The sequence below is a fragment of the Bacillus sp. V3B genome (assembly GCF_024494465.1).
Taxonomy (GTDB): Bacteria; Bacillota; Bacilli; order Bacillales; family Cytobacillaceae; genus Bacillus_BD.
Genome location: NZ_JAETXM010000035.1, coordinates 17,350 through 31,995 on the forward strand (window position 1 = coordinate 17,350; position 14,646 = coordinate 31,995).

At 35.8% G+C, this 14,646-nt stretch carries 15 protein-coding genes and 1 pseudogene; 3 read left to right on the forward strand and 13 right to left on the reverse strand.

Features of this window, described 5'->3' with window-relative positions; all coding sequences use genetic code 11:
- Nucleotides 1-194 precede the first annotated feature (194 nt).
- On the forward strand, nucleotides 195-521 hold the full coding sequence (locus tag JMM81_RS23310; RefSeq protein ID WP_483862178.1) for a four-helix bundle copper-binding protein: 327 nt from the start codon (nucleotides 195-197) through the stop codon (nucleotides 519-521).
- A 543-nt stretch (nucleotides 522-1,064) separates the two neighbouring features.
- Here JMM81_RS23310 and JMM81_RS20980 read toward each other — a convergent pair.
- A pseudogene (locus tag JMM81_RS20980) lies at nucleotides 1,065-1,139 on the reverse strand (YjcZ family sporulation protein); the annotation flags it as partial.
- Between the two features lie 171 nt (nucleotides 1,140-1,310).
- Complete coding sequence (locus JMM81_RS23220) at nucleotides 1,311-1,469, reverse strand: hypothetical protein (RefSeq protein WP_375162427.1); 159 nt, start codon at nucleotides 1,467-1,469, stop codon at nucleotides 1,311-1,313.
- Nucleotides 1,470-1,770: 301 nt separating this feature from the next.
- Here JMM81_RS23220 and JMM81_RS20990 point away from each other — a divergent pair, with 301 nt between their 5' ends.
- On the forward strand, nucleotides 1,771-2,499 hold the full coding sequence (locus tag JMM81_RS20990) for a class I SAM-dependent methyltransferase (protein WP_256243502.1): 729 nt from the start codon (nucleotides 1,771-1,773) through the stop codon (nucleotides 2,497-2,499).
- A gap of 731 nt (nucleotides 2,500-3,230) precedes the next feature.
- Here JMM81_RS20990 and JMM81_RS20995 read toward each other — a convergent pair.
- The 11 genes from JMM81_RS20995 to JMM81_RS21045 all read right to left on the reverse strand — a co-directional run bounded on the left by JMM81_RS20995 (nucleotide 3,231) and on the right by JMM81_RS21045 (nucleotide 12,943).
- Nucleotides 3,231-3,686, reverse strand: a complete 456-nt coding sequence (locus tag JMM81_RS20995) for a hydrogenase maturation protease (protein ID WP_256243503.1) — start codon at nucleotides 3,684-3,686, stop codon at nucleotides 3,231-3,233.
- Nucleotides 3,686-5,092: a nickel-dependent hydrogenase large subunit gene (locus JMM81_RS21000; RefSeq protein ID WP_256243504.1), complete on the reverse strand. Its 1,407-nt coding sequence runs from the start codon at nucleotides 5,090-5,092 to the stop codon at nucleotides 3,686-3,688. The genes JMM81_RS20995 and JMM81_RS21000 overlap by 1 nt, the downstream gene beginning before the upstream one ends.
- Entirely contained in the window at nucleotides 5,085-5,990 is a 906-nt protein-coding gene (locus tag JMM81_RS21005) for a hydrogenase small subunit (protein WP_256243505.1), read from the reverse strand. Before JMM81_RS21005 ends, JMM81_RS21000 begins: the two co-directional genes overlap by 8 nt.
- Nucleotides 5,990-6,517: a cytochrome b5 domain-containing protein gene (locus JMM81_RS21010; protein ID WP_256243506.1), complete on the reverse strand. Its 528-nt coding sequence runs from the start codon at nucleotides 6,515-6,517 to the stop codon at nucleotides 5,990-5,992. Before JMM81_RS21010 ends, JMM81_RS21005 begins: the two co-directional genes overlap by 1 nt.
- Nucleotides 6,518-6,572: 55 nt before the next feature.
- Nucleotides 6,573-7,580: a hydrogenase expression/formation protein HypE gene (hypE, locus tag JMM81_RS21015; protein WP_375162428.1), complete on the reverse strand. Its 1,008-nt coding sequence runs from the start codon at nucleotides 7,578-7,580 to the stop codon at nucleotides 6,573-6,575.
- Between the two features lie 5 nt (nucleotides 7,581-7,585).
- Nucleotides 7,586-8,692 carry a hydrogenase formation protein HypD gene (gene hypD / locus JMM81_RS21020; RefSeq protein ID WP_256243508.1) on the reverse strand — a complete coding sequence of 369 codons (1,107 nt, stop codon included), beginning with the start codon at nucleotides 8,690-8,692 and terminating at the stop codon, nucleotides 7,586-7,588.
- Entirely contained in the window at nucleotides 8,649-8,900 is a 252-nt protein-coding gene (locus JMM81_RS21025) for a HypC/HybG/HupF family hydrogenase formation chaperone (RefSeq protein ID WP_256243509.1), read from the reverse strand. The genes hypD and JMM81_RS21025 overlap by 44 nt, the downstream gene beginning before the upstream one ends.
- Before the next feature lie 15 nt (nucleotides 8,901-8,915).
- The gene (hypF, locus tag JMM81_RS21030) at nucleotides 8,916-11,222 is read right to left on the reverse strand and encodes a carbamoyltransferase HypF (protein ID WP_256243510.1); all 2,307 of its coding nucleotides are present in this window, start codon (nucleotides 11,220-11,222) and stop codon (nucleotides 8,916-8,918) included.
- Nucleotides 11,201-11,866 carry a hydrogenase nickel incorporation protein HypB gene (hypB, locus tag JMM81_RS21035; RefSeq protein WP_256243511.1) on the reverse strand — a complete coding sequence of 222 codons (666 nt, stop codon included), beginning with the start codon at nucleotides 11,864-11,866 and terminating at the stop codon, nucleotides 11,201-11,203. The genes hypF and hypB overlap by 22 nt, the downstream gene beginning before the upstream one ends.
- Nucleotides 11,863-12,222 carry a hydrogenase maturation nickel metallochaperone HypA/HybF gene (locus JMM81_RS21040; RefSeq protein ID WP_256243512.1) on the reverse strand — a complete coding sequence of 120 codons (360 nt, stop codon included), beginning with the start codon at nucleotides 12,220-12,222 and terminating at the stop codon, nucleotides 11,863-11,865. Before JMM81_RS21040 ends, hypB begins: the two co-directional genes overlap by 4 nt.
- A gap of 205 nt (nucleotides 12,223-12,427) precedes the next feature.
- On the reverse strand, nucleotides 12,428-12,943 hold the full coding sequence (locus tag JMM81_RS21045) for a ferritin (protein WP_256243513.1): 516 nt from the start codon (nucleotides 12,941-12,943) through the stop codon (nucleotides 12,428-12,430).
- Nucleotides 12,944-13,856: 913 nt separating this feature from the next.
- On the opposite strand from JMM81_RS21045, the gene JMM81_RS21050 reads away from it, so the two are divergent.
- Nucleotides 13,857-14,408 (forward strand): DoxX family membrane protein, encoded by a 552-nt coding sequence (locus JMM81_RS21050; RefSeq protein ID WP_256243514.1) that lies wholly within the window; start codon nucleotides 13,857-13,859, stop codon nucleotides 14,406-14,408.
- Nucleotides 14,409-14,646: the final 238 nt, after the last annotated feature.

The following is a 14,646-nucleotide window of genomic DNA, read 5'->3' on the forward strand; positions in this document are numbered from 1 at the left end:
TCAGAATACATTGATTTTCTTTTCCATATCTTTTTTTACAGAAAATGGATCAATAACTAGATCATAGACAAGCATCTACACATAGGATGAATTTGTGTCACAGATTTAAAATCTAAGGAGGAATTGAAATGTATTATAATATGTCTCATCATATGGACTAAAGTCACATGTCACATCATAAAGATCAAAGCCATATGTCCCATCACAGATTATTAGAAACTGTTCAAAATTGTGAAGCCGTTTGTGAATATACCGAGTATTCAATTCTACAAATGGAAGGTTCGAGCCATAGAAGAGAGCAATTAAGATTACTGAGAGATTGTGCTGATATATGTACTTTAACTGCTAAGTATATTGCCCGTTGTAGCTATTTTGCAAAAACCATTGCCTCAGTATGTGCACAGATTTGTGAAGTTTGTGGAAATCATTGCTTACAACACCCAGATGAATTATCACAAAGATGTGGTCAAATTTGCTTACATTGTGCACAGGAATGTCGTAGATTTGCAATGTCTGCATGAAATTATACAGGGATTTGATTGATGAGATAAGTGGTGCTTATCACACTTGATTTTACGTACTTATTACAGAAATAACGACTAAAGATTAAGTTGTTATTCCTGTATTTATAATATGTTTATTATTTTGAAAGGAATGAAACTAATGATTCGACAATATTACAGTCCATTCCCATTCTTTCCTATTGTTAGTCCATACTCACCATTTTTGTATTATAATCCATATATATATAATCCTTTTTATCCTTATGGTGCATATCAGCAAGGATCAGGAACCACGGTAGTCTCTGGAGGTTCGGATACTTACCCTCATTTATTTCATGTTCCCTTACATGGTCATTAGATTTTTTAGAGGATTAAATTCTTTGTAGATACTTTTGCACTATGATGCATAATTTAATATTAGCTTTAAGTAATTCGTATAACAGTTCTTTCAGGTATCACTCATATGTTCTTTTAGAAATGAATGCAACTCAAATGGATAATTGTTATAGGGGAAGATGACTATCTCCCCTTATATCAATTAATCATTGTTAACCTTCTTGATTAACAAATAAATGCTGCTCCTACAATGATTAATAGGATGAAAAGAACAACAATTAAGGCAAAGCCACCATAACCATACCCGTATCCTGCACCATATCCATAGCCATATCCGCCACATCCAAATTTTCCGTATCCAAAGCTCACTTTAATCACCTCCTTTTTTAATAATGCCAACATGTTTTTGAAAGATATTTTAATAACTAGCTATCTCTTTAAATAGTTAATAACCCGCTTCAGTATTTTCTTTTAAATAAAAAATGGGATAAATGCTAGGGCTGCTATTGCACCGAGAGCAAGTCCCCAGCCTAAACCCCAACCCCATCCTCCTCCATAATATCCATAACCAAATCCCCCGTAGTCGGGAGTTCTTCTAAGTGGTCGAAGGTAAACTTTGTTCGGCGTCACCCTCTCAATTACCCCTCTATGCAACTGTCCGTCAAACGTTCTAATTTGTACAGGTCTTCCTATGCCTTTTTGACACATATGATAATACCGTGAAATGGACAACGTTCTTACACCCACCAATCATTTATAATTTGATACACAATAGGTTATGTCCATACTTTTAAAATTGCATAATTAAATAGCACAGGGCATAAGTTGATATTCACACTTTTAAATTCATCTATTTTTAAGGACTTAGCACTTTTTTTCTACACTTGCATACACATGTATAAATTTAAATATAGATCTAGGGGTGCATAAAGTGACATTCAAGTATCAAGATGCATTAGCATATGGTGGGATATCAGGAGCACATCCAGGAGGATTCACACTTACAAAACAGTTATTTGAAAATGAAAAGATTAATCCAGGTGCAAAAGTGCTTGATGCTGGATGCGGAACTGGACAAACATCTTCCTTTCTGGCAAAAAAAGGATACAACGTAATTGCAGTAGATAATCATCCAGAAATGATCAGAAAAGCTATCCGAAGATTTGAAGAGGAAGAAACGACTGTTAAATTGGTAAAGGGTAATATTGAAAATTTACCTTTTAAGGATAGTTATTTTAATTGGGTTGTTGCAGAATCTTCAACTGTTTTTGGTGATTTAGAGAAGTCTTTAAAGGAATATTATAGGGTTCTTAATTCTGGTGGTTCATTACTTTGTATTGAAATGGCGAAAGAAAGTTCCTTGAGTACAAAAGAAATATTAGAAATAAACAAGTTTTATAATTTAAAGTTAATACCTTCAGAAGATGAATGGATTGATGCAATAAAAAAGGCTGGTTTTGAAACGGTTACTATATTAAAAACAAATTCTATTCTTGAAGAGCTGTTAGAGTATACTTTTGATCAAGAAGATCAAACCGATCTCAATGAATCGTATACTTTAAATCCCAAAATCGAATTAACTTTACACACTCATAGCCGAATGATGATGGATTATTCAGAGAAGTTAGGTTATAGAGTATTTAAAGCAACAAAAAAATAGATTGCTTCGAAAACTTTAAAATAGTTCACAAAAGATCCTTTTATCTAAGTTAAAAATGGAGAATTATCAAAAAGAAACTGATTTATTTCAGCTCCTTTTAATATCATTTTTAATTCCTAAGTGTTATTTAATTCTTACGTATACAAAATCTAAAACACTAACTCTTTCCCTTTATGTAACGAAATTAGATACTCTGTTTTTACATATTCAAACATAATTACTACTATTTAACTTCAATAACATAAGGGAAATTATTAACTTCTCCATCAAATTTAAATTCAGCCCAAAGTTTATAAATCCCTTGCTTACTAAAATGAGCTACAAAAACTGTTTCCTCATCCGAAATAGGATGAACATGGATGAACTCTTTTAGTTCATCATCAATAATAACTACATGACCTAGTGCACCGAGATACGGTTCAGGTATCTCCTTTTCAATATTAAAAGTCAGTTGGATGTCTTTACCAACTTGAAAGGGATCATGTATCAGTTCAATCTTCTTTCCACAAATTTCTTTTTTAAATTCTTGATCAAAATGATATTGATTTTAATATGGATACATACCAGACATACCAGCGACATAGTACATTTTTTTCATTCCCTTCACAGATTTATAAAAACATCATATGCCTATGCTTAGGGAATGTTCTTCTATTTATATTAACTTATAATCCCAAGGTCTTTATAACAAATTTAAGGGTATATCTTGTCTCTTTAGTTACTTTTCACACTCAATTCTTTGCAATCAATCTCTCTATGGTCACTGATACATCTTGTAAAATCGTATTCCATTTTTCCTTTAAATTTTTGCTTAATCCAATATGGAACCTTATCTCATAAGGTTCCACTCCTATGAGAAAGCCCTTTATTGATTCTTTCTGTTGATACAATGATTGAAACAAGTGAAAGTTATGCGCTGATATGTCTAAAGTTTGATATTCATGTAAGTTGGCAAGTGGATAAGCGGTAAGCTCTCCTGGTTTGTTTCCTGAAAATACAGCATCCACAATGATTACAAATGTAGCTTTCATTATTTGATCCATGCAGTAATCAATATCTGATTCTCCAACCAAAAAAGATACATGAGTTGTACGATTCAGCTTGGATAGTTGCTCAATTAGATAAATACCAATTCCATCATCCATCATTAATCGATTGCCAATACCTAAAACGATTATGTTTTCCATTAAAACACCTTTATGGTTTGTACTTGTTTTCCTGGACTATATACATGAGTCGCACATGACATACACGGATCAAAGGAACGAAGAATTCTGCCAATCTCTGCAGGTTTATCTGGATTCTGTATCGGTGTACCGACTAAGGCTTCTTCAGCAGTACCTCTAAAACCATTATCATCCCTAGTTGAAAAATCCCATGTGGAAGGAGTAATGATTTGATAGAAGGAGATTTTCTTATCTCGAATCTTTAACCAATGGCCTAGTGCCCCTCTCGTTGTATCCACTAACCCCCTTCCAGATGCCAATTCTGGAAGTTCATATTTTTTTTGCACATCTACTCCTGGAATGATTTGCTGAAGTAATATTTTCATAATTTCTGTGATTTTCTTTGCTTCTAGTGCTCTGGCAATCGTTCGATCCATAGCGGAGATTCCATTGTTATACGCTCCACTTAATATTAATCTGGCCAACGGTCCGACCTCAAAAGGGAGACCCTTATATCTTGGTGCCTTCACCCAGGAATAGGCTTTTTCTTTGTCCATATCCGGCTCTGTCACTTCTTCATTTGGTTGATTGCTGTTAGTTATTGATTTGAAATAGGAGTAATCTATTTTTTCTTGAATTTTACTTTCATCAAATGCTTCAACAGATTCCATTGTGGATACAAGCGGATCGACATATAGTGTGCCTAACTCCTTATAATGGTTAAAAGCACCGTAGGTTAAAAGGTTGCCATACCCTCCGCCTATGCGAAAATAGTCTGCATAGAAGCGCGCAATGTCATATACATCTGGGATCATTTTTTCATCAATAAATCTGACAATTTTCCCTAAAATAGAATCCATATGAACGACTTTCTCGGCTGTTGCCTGTGTTGTTATCCCTCCAATAAAAACCCCATGATTATGGGGAGCTTTACCACCTAATACGGCTAACATCTCGTGAGCTAGCCGACTGAACTTAAGGGAATCAAAGTAATGCTGTGAAATCCGGTCATTTATGTTTTTGGGTAATCGGAAATCGTCATGGTCCGAATGGAAAAGAGAGTTTTGTTCAATCTTTACAAAGTCAGGAACAGTGTATTGATAAAAATGGCGGATATGATTTTGTAAAAACTCACAACAATGGATGATGTCTCGCAAATAGTTTCCTTGTTCCATTGGTTCAATTTTTAAAGCATCTTCTAAAGCACGGGATGAGGCCATAGAGTGGGCTGCAGAGCAAATACCGCATATTCGCTGTGTAAAATAAACGGCATCAAACGGACTTCTGCCCACTAACATTTGCTCAAAGCCTCGAAATAGATTCCCTTTTGTTTTGGCATCAACGACTCGATTCTGGTCGATAATCACATCAATTTCCATAAAACCGCTAATTCTTGTCAACGGATTAATGACAATTCTCTTACTCATTCTTCACCACCCTTGTTGTGTCATAGCTAATGAACGGCGCCATGGCATCTGGAAAACCAAACTGAGCACAGCCAATGCATGGCGTATCATCTCCTATCGGCCAATTCACATGACCATTCCATTGCCTTGTTGGACAATCCACTCTCGTCACTGGCCCCCGACATCCGAGCTTAAATAAGCATGTTTTATCTCCTAATTTTTCAGCAAAAATCCCACGATCAAAAAAAGGCCTTCTTGGACAGCGGTCATGGATAAGCGTGCTATAAAACATTAAAGGCCGATCTAAGTTGTCTGTTTCCGGCTCCCCATATAATAAAATATGTGCTAATGTCCCTAAAAACCAGTCTGGATGAACAGGGCATCCAGGAAGTTTAATCATCTTTTTTTCAGGCAGGACCTGTTGTAGCCCAACAGATTGGGATGGATTGGGTTTTGCTGCTGACACCCCGCCGTGTGTAGCACATGCCCCGACTGCTAAAATATGCGAAGCCTTTTCTCCGAGCATCTTTGCTGCTTGCAGACCTGTAAGCGGCTTTCCCTGCCAGTTGCCAATTACATTGTACAAACCATTGTTTTTTAACGCGACAGCTCCTTCAACAGCTAAAATATATTCTTCGTCCATCGCGTTTATTAGTTTTTCGATAGCCCTCTCTCCTTCAGAGGCCATTAAACTATTGCTATAACGAAGATCAACCATTGAACTTAACGTGTACTCAAAGTCGGGATTTTGCCCGTTTAACAAGGAAATGATATTACCGGAACACCCATTCAACTCTAGATAAACGAGATTTTTTTTCTTAACGACTCCATTACGTAGGCTTTCCAGTGCATTAGTTGTTAACCTTTCCGCAATAGCTTCATTTGTTAAAGGCTCTGGTGGAAAAATTTGTTCTTCCATTAAACCAACCTCCCTACAACAGGCAGTGTAGCTAAAATCGATTGTTGCCCAGCATGGCAAGAAGCAAATTCCTGTGTATAATCTTTTCCTGCCGTTAAGCCAAAGTGAGTAGCCGCTGCCCAGGCCCGGTTGTTTGTCACATCATAGACAACGCCACTTACCGCAACAAAGGCAGGCCTCCCATTTTTCCCATCAAAGGTTGCTAATTCTCCAATTGTAAAAGTTCGCTGATTGGGCTGTGATATAGGCGGAGTTGGTGAAGGTGTAATGGGCGGAATTTGTGACTGATTTAAAGTTCCAGAGGGAACAGACATAGTTGGCTGTGAAGATAAAAAATGAGCACTAGTTATGGCTTGATTTGCGAGCCATTCACTAAGAAAATGAATGGTTGATAGTGAATCCCATAATCGCTGAAGGATTTGCGGCTTCATGGATGTGTCACTCAATGTAGAAAGTGTATAAATATCATACCGTGCTTGTGTAACAAGATAATTTAATTGCATTCTAATCATTTCGATGTTTTGCATGATGTTCTCCCCTTTAGGCAGTTTCCCCCTATCCTATGCTTACATATCAAAATGATTAACAAATTCTAGGTAAAAGCTGGCCAGACAGGCGATAAAGTCTTCTTGTTGTACCAACAGCTGTTTTTAACAGTAATTTCCCTGAATGACTATGACAAGTAGTAATTTGACCAATAACTCTAGCATCCTTTCCAATTGAATTTTCCTTCAAGATATCAAGTGCCTTTTGTTTATTATTTGAGTCAACGATGATAACTACTTTCCCTTCATTTGCTAGATAAAGAGGATCATAACCTAAAATATCACATGCACCTTGAACATCATTGCGAACTGGAATTAAAGCTTCATCTAATACAACATTAAAATGAAAATCTTCACATAGTTCTACTAATGTTGTTGCTACCCCACCCCGTGTCGGATCTCGCATAATTCGAATTCCGTCTATTTCCTCTAAGAGTTCATGAATAAGGTGGTTTAATGATGCACAATCACTCCTAACATCTGAAAGCAACCCAAGCTCCTGGCGTGCACTCAAGATAGAGATACCATGATCTCCTATTGTACCGCTAATGATCACTGAATCTCCTTCTCGAATCCCTTCAGGTTTCAATCGATGCTGCTCTTGCAGGAAACCAATCCCTGTCGTATTTATGAATAAACCATCTACACTCCCCTTTTCTACTACTTTTGTATCACCGGCAATGATTTTCACCCCAGCACTTTCTGCTTCCCCCGCCATACTGCAGACAATCTCTTTTAAATTTTGAATTAGAAACCCTTCTTCCACAATAAATCCCGCTGTTATCACTTGTGGAATAGCACCACTTACAGCTAAATCGTTCACTGTCCCTGTTATCGCTAACTTCCCTATATTTCCACCAGGAAAGAAAATAGGTTTTACGACGTAGCTATCTGTTGTTACGGCGAGGGTTTGTGTAGGAATAGAAAGAAGGGCAGAATCAAGTTGTGTTTGCTTTGAATGGCCAAATGATTGAATAAATATATCTTGTATGAGTTGGTGCGCTAATTCCCCACCTTCTCCATGTGCTAGACTGATTCGCTGCACCAAGGTTACTCCTCCCTCATGTATTGATAATGTGCCGAACAGGTTCCTTCTGTTGATACCATACAAGGCCCAATAGGGTGAGTGGGAGTACAACCTTTATTGAACAACACACACTCTTCTGGTGTAATTAACCCTTGAATGATTTCACCACAGCGACATTTTGTTTTTCTCGGTTCCCCTATCGAAATATTAAACTTCTTTTTCGCATCGTATTGTGCATATTGTTTTTTAAGCACTAATCCACTTTTTGGAATAGTACCTATCCCTCTCCATGCCTCGTCATGCGATTCTAAATATTCTTCTATTAAGTTTTGAGCAACTACGTTTCCTTCATCACTTACAACATATGTATAATCATTGAGGATATTAACCTTTTTTTCCAGATGAAGTTGTAGCAGCTTATAAATCCCACTGAGCAATTCAACAGGCTCAAAACCAGTAATTACTCCTGAAATATCAAACTCTTCCGCTAAAAAATGGTAACTCTGTTTTCCTAAAACGACAGAAACATGACCAGGTAAGAGAAATCCATCAAGTTTTACCTCTCCTGACTGAAGTAGAACTCTTAATACAGGCTCAACCAATTTCGTTGTCATCCATATAGAATAATTCTTTACATTCTTCCTCTTCACCTCGCGAACAGCAAGAGCGAGAATTGGAATGGTTGTTTCAAACCCAATTCCTAAAAAAATGACTTCCTTATCGAGATTTTCTTCTGCAATTTTCACACTATCTAAGGGAGAGTAAACAACTCTAATATCCTTACCAGCTGTTTTCGCTTTCATCAAGGTAGATTTTGAACCTGGCACACGCATCATATCACCAAATGTACAAAGAATTCGGTTAGGCTCTTCCGATAATTGAATCATCGCATCGATCGATTTTTGATCTGTGACACATACAGGACACCCCGGCCCAGCAATAAGCTGTACATAATCTTTCAATCTAGTTTTTATTCCTGTTTTGGCTAAGGCCATTGTATGTGAACCACATACCTCCATAAATACCGGGATTCTACCTGTTTCATCTTTAAATCTCTTCGCTAAATCGATAACCGCTTCTACTGACTCACGAGTTAAGGTCGGTTCCGAAAAAAGTTCCATGTTTACCATCTAACACATTCCTCCATTCTTCTATACTTTCCTTAGCAAATTCCTCATCTACTATGGTCATGGCCTGCCCTGCATGGAGTAAAACATAATCATCGATCCTAACCTCTGAAACAAAAAAGATCCCTATATACATCCTCGAACCCATTACATCTACTAGTGCTCTTTGCTCTTCTATTTTGATGACTTTAGCAGGTACACCTAAGCACAAATGATTTCACCACCTTCAATATCCTTTCGTCATGTTTGCAACTTCATGAGCAGCAACAATGATTTGTCCCAATGATAAGCCTCCATCATGGCATGGGACCTGTTTATGTGAATAGACGTTAAATCCTTCTTTTTGAAGACCTTTCTGAATCTCTCTGGAAAGAAAAACATTTTGAAAGGATCCTCCCGATAGCACGACGGTTTTATTTAGATCAGGTCTATTTCTCACTAGTTTTGAAACCATCTGTACACAACAAGAAACAATTGTACGATGAAATTTCTGTATAATTTTAATGATTGATTGTTGTTGAAGTTTGTCTTGAATGATCTGATAAATCATAGGAGAGAAGTCAACTTGAAGTTGGGATTGAATGTTTGATTTTAGATGAAATGAATAAACGGCATCTGTACTTTCAAGTTCAGTTCTATTCATATAATCAGATAATTTTATCGCTGCTTCTCCTTCATACGTTGATATCCAACAGATTCTTAGGATGGCACTAATTACATCAAACAGGCGACCACACGTTCCCGCCATAGGAGTATTAATCTGATGGACAATCATTTTTTCTATGATATTTATTTCTTTAACTCTTTCAGGAAAAAGCTTCATACATAATTCTTTTCCTTCTTGCGGCCAGTAATAAAGCAGCATTCCAACTGCATTTCTCCACGGTTCTTTTACGGCTTTTTCTCCTCCTGGAAGAGGAGTGTATTGTAAATGAGCAAGACGTTCAAAAGAATAGGCATTGCCATATAGAAATTCAAATCCCCAAATCTGACCATCTTCGCCATATCCTGTACCATCTAATATTATGCCTAAACAAGGCTCGTCAAGACCGTTATCCTCCATACAAGACACATGGTGGGCATGGTGATGTTGTATGGATATCACTTTTCGATTAAGTCCCTTAGCCATAGAAGTGGATGCATAAAGAGGATGTTTGTCGACTGCAAAATACTGTTCCTTTATCCCCATCCATTCCTTATAATGATTGAGTTGTTCTTTAAGAGAAACCATCAATTCTTCATTTTCTAAATCACCTACATGAGGACTTATGACAATCTGATTCTTCTTTCCAACTGCAAATGTAGTTTTTTGGTTTCCTCCTAATGCAATAATGTGATCCACATTGGATGTTGTTTTGAGAGGCTCTGGAACAAATCCCCTAGCACGCCGTACAAATATGGTATTTTCTCCATCACATTGAACAACAGAATCATCAATTGGAAAATAGATTTCACGGTTATGGGTTAAGATATAATCGCATATATTTTGTAAATGATCTAAACTATCATCTTTATAAAAAATAGGAATACCAGAAAGATTAGCACTTGTCATGACGATACATTCCAATTTATGATTTTCAAATAAAAGATGATGTAGAGGAGTATAAGGCAGCATGATCCCAATAGTTGTTAAACCTGGGGAAATATTTTGCGGTAATACCCCATCTCTTTTTCTCTGTAAAATAACAATAGGCATTTCGGGACTTGTAAGGAGTTCTTCTTCTTGACTGGAGATATAACATAGATTTCTTGCAGCTTCTAAAGACTTGACCATGATTGCTAACGGTTTCTGTGGTCGCTTCTTTCTAAGTCTTAATTGGTCAACAACCCTCTCTTGATAAGCATCACAAGCTAAATGGAATCCACCTATTCCTTTAATGGCAATAATCTTTCCTTGTTTTATTTGATCAACCGTTTGCGTGATGGCTGATTGGTTTTCAGCCAATGATTTTCCACTTTGGTTATAAAGCGTAACGGTAGGTCCACACTTTGAACAACAAATAGGTTGAGCATGATGCCGCCGATTTAATGGATCTTCATACTCTACCTCACAATCATGGCACATTGTAAATTTCTTCATCGACGTATTTGTACGATCATACGGAAGACGATTAATAATCGTATAGCGTGGTCCACATTGAGTGCAATTAATGAATGGGTATTGAAAACGTCGATTGTGCGGGTCCTTCATTTCTTCTAAACAATCTTCACAAATAGCCGCATCTGCAGGTATCCAAGGAATAGACTCTCCGTTTTTTTCACTAGGAATAATTGTAAATTCTTTATAATGGGTTATTGGAATTTGATGAATGTTAACCTCATTAATCTTCGCTAATTTAGGTGGGTACTTCTTGATTTTGTCCACCATTTCCTCTAACTTTTCTTCTTCTCCTTCAACCATAATAATGACACCATCTAGATTATTTTGGACTGTTCCATTGAGATGATATTTTTTTGAAAGATAGTAGATAAATGGGCGAAAACCAACCCCCTGCACCTTTCCTTTCACAATTATTTTGATGGCTTTGTACATTGACGATAGACATCCTTTATCCAATTGATCCATTCTTCTATCCCTTCACCCGTTTTGGCAGATAATGCTTTTAATTGTGCTTGTGGATTAATTTCTTTTAAGTTTCTTTTCGCTTCTTCTAAATTGAAAGATACATAAGGAAGGAGGTCGATTTTATTGATAATGGTTACATCTGTACGTCTAAACATGACAGGATATTTTGGAATTTTATCGTTGCCTTCAGGAACACTTAAAACCACCACTTTATAATCTTGTCCTAAATCATAACCTGATGGGCAAACTAAATTCCCAATGTTCTCAATAAAAAGGATATCAATAGATTCTAGTTCAATTTCTGGTAATGTTTTCGCAATCATCCTAGCATCAAGGTGGCAGCCTCCTACCGTATTGATTTGAACAGTTTTGATTCCTAGTAAACGTAATCTTTCTGCATCCCTCTCCGTTGCTAAATCTCCTTCTATCACAGCCATATGAAATTCATCCTTTAAGGCTTTAATCGTTTCTTCAAGTAAAGTCGTTTTACCCGCTCCAGGAGAGCTCATTAAGTTAATGACTAGAGTATAATTTTTTTTGAACGTTTCTCTATTGACTGCAGCAGTCAATTTTTGATCCTTTAACACATCTTCTTTAAGCTTGATTTTCAATGTTTATCCCTTCCTTCATATGCTTCAATCCTAAAGGTCTCACCAGAAAGTAATATACAATTTATGAGTTCGCACTTTGGACAAAGCGCGATTCGATAATCCGGGACAAATTCATATAGACACGTTTGACATTTCGCTTTCGCTGCTTCACGTATAATATGTAATTCTGTATTTTCATCAAGAATACTTAATCCTTGTTTTCGAAAACGGAAAAATGCTAACTCTAGAGCATCAGGCAACACATTAGATAATTCACCCACAATCACTTCGATTTTATCCACTTTGCTAAAACCATTTAATCTAGCATCTTCAGAAACTATTTTAATTATCTCCGACATCAATGACATCTCATGCATACTTAACACCTTTCTGTTTTTAACCCTCTTAAATACTTATGCATGCCTGCATTAAAAAAGAACACTTCCTACATGTAGGGGTTAACGATGCAGTTAAAAAAAATACCCACATCAACAGATGGAGGTTTTATTTTACATGATAAAATCACGTCCACTTTTCAATATAGACAATGCTACTATTGAAGAACTGCTTTCGTTATTCTTTTTACCCAGTAGCAGGTGGTGGTGCCACTATACCATTTTGTCTTTGACCTAGTTCCTGGTCTAACAATAAGAGTGCCGATGGATTATTTTGAGCCAATGTTAGACGAGAGACAATGGTTTGAGCCTGTGCTTCTTCATCTATTTGCTCCCTTAAAAAGTCTTGAACAATAACTGCTGCCTGTGGATCTACTTGATTCACATAGTTAAAAGCTTGACGATAAGAATTTGTAACAAACTGCTCATGGGCAAGCACTTTTTGAAATGTTTCTAAAGGTGTTCCAAAATCACTTGGTTGAGTTGGAACACTACTTAATTGTACGGTCCCATCCTTATCAACAACATAATCAATCAAAGTCAACATATGCGTTCTCTCTTCCTCCGATTGTAAACGAAGCCATTTGGCCATACCTGTGAAATTTAATTTCCCCATATAAGCAGACATCGCTAAGTAGAGGGTTGTTGAAACATGCTCAATTTGAATCAAATTATTCATTAACCTTTGAAGTTCTTGATTCATATTTCTCCACTCCTTTTTATCTTCCAATTAATTCATATTCTATTGTATTAACAAACAACTTGAATGTATCTTGTTTGCCTAATTAAATAAAAATAGGTCAGTCTAATGCCATTGCTTAGTTATAGGTGTCCTTTTTATCTGTTTAGCGACTTAACTGAACAAAAAAATAAACAAAGAAGCCAAGGAATATTGTTTCCTCGGCTTTGTCAAAATGTACTGTATTACAACCTCTTGTTAATTATTACACCGTTAGTCAAATTTCAAATTATTTTTTATTAGCTCCACTATAATGCCAGCTCCCAGCCTTAATCTTTTCCCCATTCTCCCGAACATACTCACGCAATGTATCCGGAATTGGTTCTTCATCGAGCTTGTCAAAATTTATACGCCATATGCGTTTCCATAATATGAACTTCCGTATAAACATTCCCATGAATATCTGATTTTTACATTGTTATTATTATTCCGAAGTTTTCTATTGTAATCACCTCTATTACATATTATGTAAACAAATGTTCTTTTTTTACATAATAAAAAATTGCGTTAGTTTGCATGTTTAAAAACCTCATTTACTTATGATACGGTTCACCGTAAGAAAACAATGCACATAGTTAGTTTCGAACAAAAAGTATTCATACCAATATAATTATTCCCCACAACCTAGTGTGGGGTTTTGAGCTTTCCTGCTCTAACAAAACAAATGAAATATTCGATTAATATTTACTGATTTTCTTTTTTCGTTCAGTAAAATATTTTGCATAAAGGAAACTTTTTAAATATAATACATATAATGAAAAAGCACAAAATCAAACGCACAACTGTTATAAATTTTTTTGTTCTCTTTTTTTACCAAAGGCAACAAAGTTTATATAGGGAAAAATAGCTTAATTATTTAAAGAGGAGGAGCAATAGAATGGCAATGCAATCAAAAGCAAATAAAAAAAGATGGTTATTTCCATCTCTTATTGTTTTAATCCGTGTTCTCTTTGGGGTTGGTTGGCTATTAGCTGGCGTAACAAAAGTATCCGAAAAATTGTGGTTTAAAGAACCTGGGGTATTTCTGAATGACTATTTAATCATTGCACTGGAGAAGCCTAATGTCCCATTATTTTATAAAGATTTCATTGAAAACGTAGCTTTAGAATATGTGATGACTTTAAACTATGTCATTCCTATCGTTCAAATTATTATGGGTGTATTTATTATAATGGGATTAATTACTATACCATCTATCTTAATCTGTCTCTTCATGCACATTAACTTCATTCTTTCTGGAAATATGAATTTAATGAGCCTTGTTCTTTATACCAGTGCCTTTACATTAATCATTTTTCGAACGAATATTTATCATTTCAGTCTTGATAAGTTTTTTAATCTAGATATTTTGTTTACAACCAATGAAAACAAAAGAGAAAAAAACAAATCTATGCCACCCGAGAAAGAAAAATTGCTCAGAAACACTTAATCTATTAACAATAAACTTAAAATCCGATTTATTTATGAATTTATTAAATCAATTAGATAAAGAGCAAATGAATATAAAAATATGAGCCAAAAATCCTACTAACATTAAAATAAAACCAATTGACAACAACAATAAAAAGGCTCTTACATTTTAACTAGATCCATTATAGTTAGAAACGTAAAGCCTTTTCTGGTTTTTGAACTACCCGCCACTTAATTTTCTAACGGAAATTTGAAGT